The sequence below is a fragment of the Streptomyces sp. I05A-00742 genome, assembly GCF_013055795.1.
Lineage (GTDB): Bacteria > Actinomycetota > Actinomycetes > Streptomycetales > Streptomycetaceae > Streptomyces.
In genome coordinates this window covers 1-4,795 of record NZ_JABETO010000085.1, presented here as the reverse complement: position 1 = coordinate 4,795, position 4,795 = coordinate 1, and the positions used below count along the sequence as shown (strand labels likewise).

Sequence of the window (4,795 nt, the reverse complement as noted above, 5' to 3'; positions counted from 1 at the left end):
CCGGGGCCGGGGCGGCGGGGGGTGGTGCCGCCGGGGCCGGCGGGACCGCCGCCGGGCGGGGCCGCGCCCGTTCGACGGCGGTCAGGTCGGCCCGGGCCGTCAGCGGCTCGTCGCTCGTGCAGCCCTCGCTCACCGGCCCCGGCCCGCCGCCCTCCGTGTGGACGCCGCCGTCGGCGAACTCGTAACCGCCGCGCGTGCAGCGCTCGGTGTGGCAGAGGGTCAGCGTCGCCCGGCACCCGTCGATGACGTGGAAGCCGTAGCCGCCGCTCCCCGTCACCCGGCAGCGGTGGAAGGTGCCGCGGCCCTCGGCCGACACATAGAAGCCCGCCTCCAGCGGCGAACTCACCGAGCAGTGCTCGAAGGTGGGGTCGGCGCCCTTGGTGACGATCACGCCGGTGGCCGTGGTGTCGATGGAACAGCCCGTCAGCGTTCCGCCGCTGCCGTGGTCCCGGAACCAGGCGCCGGTCGTCGCCTCCCGGATCCGGCAGTCGTCGAGCCGGGCCGTCGCCCCGCCGCTCACCGACACCGCCGTGCCGCGGATCCGCGCCAGGTCGCTGTCGGTGACCTCCGCGCACGAGCCGCGGTCGAGGACGAACAGCGCGTCCGGTACGTCGTGCACGCGGCACGAGGCGAGGACGGCCGTGGCGCCGTCGCTCACCCACACCGCCGGATAGTCGCCCGTACTGTCCTGGATCTCGCACTGCGCGGCCTCGGCCCGGGTGCCCGGGTCCCACACCGACAGGCCGTTGCGCCCGAAGCGGCGCACAGTGGAGCGGGCCATCGTCAGCACCGAACGCGCCCGCAGGTCCACCGCGTTCTCCGGGAGGTCGTGGATGTCGCAGTCGTCGAGGGCGAGCACGGCCTCGGTGTCCAGCGTCACGCCGTCGGCCGTCACCCGGTGCACCCGGCAGTCGGACAGCCGCCCGGCCGCGCGCTCGGCCATCCGCACCCCGGCGCCCCGGATCTCGTACACCTCGCAGCCCACCGCCTCCAGCGTGCTGCCCTCGCCCGTCACCGACAGGCCGGCGCCCCGGGCGTGGTGCACCCGGCAGTGCTCCAGGCGCGGGCCCCCGCCCCCGTGCACGGCGACGCCCGACTGCCCCGCGGCGATCACCTCGCACTCCTCGAAGACGCCGCCCGCGCCGTCCAGCACGCCGATGCCGACGCCCGCCGCGTTGTCGACCGTGCAGTGGCGCACCGTCGGCCGCGCGCCGCCACGCACCTCGATGCCCACCGACGAACGCGTCACCACCCGCAGCCCCGTGAGCTCCGGCGCGCCGTCGTCCACCAGCAGCGCGGGCACCGCCGCGTCCTGGCCCTCCACCTGGAGGTCCAGCAGCACCGCCGAGGCGCGCACGGTGAGCGCGACGCCCTCCGGCGGGGCGATCCGCACCGAGCCGCGCGCCCCGTCCGCGCCCCGCAGGGTGATCGCGCGGGCCACCACGAGGTTCTCCCGGTAGGTGCCCGGGGCCACGGACAGCACGTCCCCGTCCGCCGCCGCCTCCAGGGCCGCGGCGAGCGAAGCGTACTCCCCGGTGCGCCGCCGCCAACGCGACGGGCCGCCGTGCGTCACCTGGACCGAGCCCTGTGCCATGGTGCTGCTGCGCCCCCACCTCGTGCGTCTGCTGCCCGGGACGGACGCGCCGCCCGGGGCCGATGCGTACCGGCCGCTCCACCGTAGCGTGCGCCGGGCACGGGAGTTGACCGCGCCGGGGGTGCGACCCTGCTCAGCTGCCCGCGTCCGCCCGGCCCCAGGTCTGCCCGGCCCGCTCCCACGCGCGGTCCCACCGCTCGTACCGCCGCCGGGTGATCCGCCAGAGGACCAGGCGCCGCAGCCCCTGGACCGCGCCCGCCGCGCCCGCCGCGGCACCGGCGCCGGCGAGCGACGCGTGCACGGCGGCCGTGGCGTCGTCCATCGGACGGCCGGCGATCCGGCCCCGGTCGTCGGTCCACAGCGGGAACCGCCGGCCCGGGACGCCGACGCCCCTGAGCGGGACCAGTCCGGTGCGCGAGCTGCCGTCCGGGCACGTCCAGCGGGCGAGGATCCGGTGGTAGCCGTCCCGCCCGGCGGCTCCCTCGCGGTCGCCGGTGACGCCCTTCACCGGTTGCGCGTGCAGTGCGACTGCGCTCACCAGGTGCCGGTGCGACCGCTGTTCACGGGCCGTCTGCCGGAGCACGGCGTGGGCGGAGGAACCGGCCAGCAGGCCCGCCAGCGGTCCGACGACGAGCATCAGGACCAGGGCGGCCACCCCGATCCACGATTCGAGGACATCGGTGGGACGGCGCAGCGGGTTGGGCCGCCAGCGCCAGGTGCACCGCCGGGCCCAGGACCGCGTCCGGGACGTCGCGTTCATGAAGCTCACCCCCCTGCGTCTCATTACCTCACAGGAGGGCGTGCATGCGGGAACGGACGCCACGGAGAGGGGAATCACTCCCGGCGGACCCGGCCGGGCCGTACGTTGACGCGCCGGGGCGCGGGCGCGAGCGCACGCGCCCCGCTGATCGGCCCGGGACCTCGCAGTCGGGGGCCTTTCTCAGGCCGGCCCGGGACCTCTCAGTCCAGCACCTCGAACGGGTCGCCGATCCGCAGGGTCCCGCGGTGTTCGGGTACGAGGTTCTGCCCGAAGGTGAGCCCGGGCTCCCCGCGCCGGTGGCGGGCCAGGGTGCGCAGGGGTTCGCTGCCGCGCCCGGCGGTGCGCTGGTCGGTGGTGGTGACGACGCAGCGTCGACAGGGTTTGACGACCCGGAAGGTCACCCCGCCCAGCCGCACCCGGCGCCAGCCGTCCTCGGCCCACGGGCCGGTGCCCGCGACGACCAGGTTGGGGCGGAAACGGTCCATCGGCAGTGGTCCCTCGTCGGCGTGGTCCCCCGTGGCGATCAGTGAGTTGAGCGCTTCGAGGGAGGAGGCCGCGGTGAGCAGCAGCGGATAGCCGTCGGCGAACGCGACCCGGTCCTCCGGGCGTCCGTACCGGGGGTCGACCGGGCGCCGGACCGCCGGGTCGTCCATGTGCACCAGCCGGGCGTCGGTGCCCAGGAAGGCGGTCAGCCATGCGTCGGCCGCGGGGCCCGCGAGCACCGCCTCGACCTCGTCCCGGAACAGTCCCACCGTGACCGTGCCCCGCCGTCCGGGATCGGGGGCGGGCACCTCCAAGGGCGCCGCACCCGGCGCCGAGATCCCCACGCCGCCCCCCGGCAGCGGCCGCGCGGCCGCCAACGCGAGCCGGGGCCACCGGCGTTGGCTGAGGAACCGGCCGTCCCGCCCGATGGCCATCCACCGCCGGTCCCCGGCGAGCCCCCACGGCTCCACGGCCGCCTCCCCGGGCGTGCCCCCCGCCATCGACTTGACCGGATAGACGTGGATCGAGGTGAGCACAGGAGTGGCCATGCGGCCATCCTGCCCGACCGGATCCGGTGCATCCCGGCGCGTACAAGCACGTTCCGTACGGGATCCACCGGTTCCGGACGTTCGTCGTGGCCGGTCAGTAGCCCCCCTGGCCGGGGTACGGGCGCTGGTACGGGTCGTCGTACTGCCCGGGCGCTCCGGGCTGGCCCTGCGCCGCCGGGCGGGGGGCCACCGGACGCATCCCGTCGTACCCACCGGGCCCCCCGGGACCGGCCTGCGCGGGCGGGCGCTGCTGGTACTGCTGCGGCCCCGGGTAACCGCGCGGCGCGGACGCCTGCTGCGGGATGTAGGGCGCGGGGGCGTGCTGGAGCCCGACGGGCTGGGGGCCGCCCTGGCCGTACTGCGGGGGCTGCTGGGCGTACCCGCTCTGCAGCGGCTGCGGCACCTGGTGGGCGGCCGGCGCCGGGGCGGAGCCGTGGCCCGAGGGCAGGGCGGGCAACGCGGGCAGCTGGCTCCCGCCGTCAAAGGGCGCCGACACCCGGATGGGGGCGATCTGCGGGGTGCCCCGCTCGGCGACGAGGCTGTCGTAGATGGGGGTGTCGGGGAACGACGACGCGGTGTAGTAACCGCTGCCGTAGGCACTGCGGGGGGAGGTCATAGCCCTTAAGTTAAGCCCACGATGTGCCGGTTGGGGAGTCAGGTACCTGGGTTGTTTACGGGGGCCGGTTCACCGCCGATGACCAATCGGGGCGAACTCGGAGAATTCGGGGGCCACGGTACGTTGGACCGATGTAAGGGACCGGATCGTTCAGGACCTGTTCAGGAGGTCCGTCCGGGAAGCGCGCTACAGGGGTGGCAGATGGGGATGCTCAAGGGCACCAATGTCCGGATTCCGGCACCGGCGGTGCGGATAGAACTGGGCTGGCGGACCGGCCCCGGCGTACCGGACGTGGACGCCTCCGCGCTCCTCCTCGTGGGGGGCAGGGTCCGTTCCGACGCGGACTTCGTCTTCTACAACCAGGCGGTGCACAGCTCCGGTGCCGTGCGGCACGAGGGCAAGGCGCCGGCGGCCGGTGCCGTGACCGACACCCTCGCCGTCGACCTGTCCTCGGTCGAGCCCGACGTGGAGACCGTGGTGGTCGCGGCCTCCGCCGACGGCGGCACCTTCGGCCAGGTGCCGGGGCTGCACGTCCGCGTCTTCGACGCGGCGGGCGGCGCGGAGCTGGCGCGCTTCGACAGCGAGGACGCCACGGTCGAGACCGCCTTCGTGCTCGGCGAGCTCTACCGGCGGCAGGGTGAGTGGAAGTTCCGGGCGGTCGGCCAGGGCTACGACAGAGGGCTCGCGGGCCTCGCGAGCGACTTCGGCATCAGCGTCGACGAGCCGGAGGCCGCACCGCCGGCCGCGCCGCAGCCGGCCGCCGCGGTCCCGCCGCCCGCCGCGCCGGTGAGCCC

Annotated in this window: 5 protein-coding genes; 1 reads left to right on the top strand and 4 read right to left on the bottom strand. The window is 76.0% G+C overall.

The features are described from left to right. From HN013_RS32110 to HN013_RS32095, 4 genes are all read right to left on the bottom strand, one after another. Positions 1 to 1,594, bottom strand: a 1,594-nt coding sequence (locus HN013_RS32110) for a right-handed parallel beta-helix repeat-containing protein (protein ID WP_249375700.1), incomplete at its 3' end; no start/stop codon positions are given. A gap of 133 nt (positions 1,595 to 1,727) precedes the next feature. Further along, positions 1,728 to 2,354, bottom strand: coding sequence for a hypothetical protein (locus HN013_RS32105; protein WP_212765072.1), 627 nt, complete (start codon positions 2,352 to 2,354; stop codon positions 1,728 to 1,730). Positions 2,355 to 2,554: 200 nt separating this feature from the next. Further along, complete coding sequence (locus tag HN013_RS32100) at positions 2,555 to 3,385, bottom strand: MOSC domain-containing protein (protein WP_171172531.1); 831 nt, start codon at positions 3,383 to 3,385, stop codon at positions 2,555 to 2,557. A 94-nt stretch (positions 3,386 to 3,479) separates the two neighbouring features. After that, positions 3,480 to 4,001: a DUF6643 family protein gene (locus HN013_RS32095; RefSeq protein ID WP_171172529.1), complete on the bottom strand. Its 522-nt coding sequence runs from the start codon at positions 3,999 to 4,001 to the stop codon at positions 3,480 to 3,482. A 201-nt stretch (positions 4,002 to 4,202) separates the two neighbouring features. Between HN013_RS32095 and HN013_RS32090 the strand changes: the two genes are divergently transcribed. Next, positions 4,203 to 4,795 (top strand): TerD family protein (locus tag HN013_RS32090; RefSeq protein ID WP_249375698.1); only part of this gene is annotated, 593 nt, incomplete at its 3' end.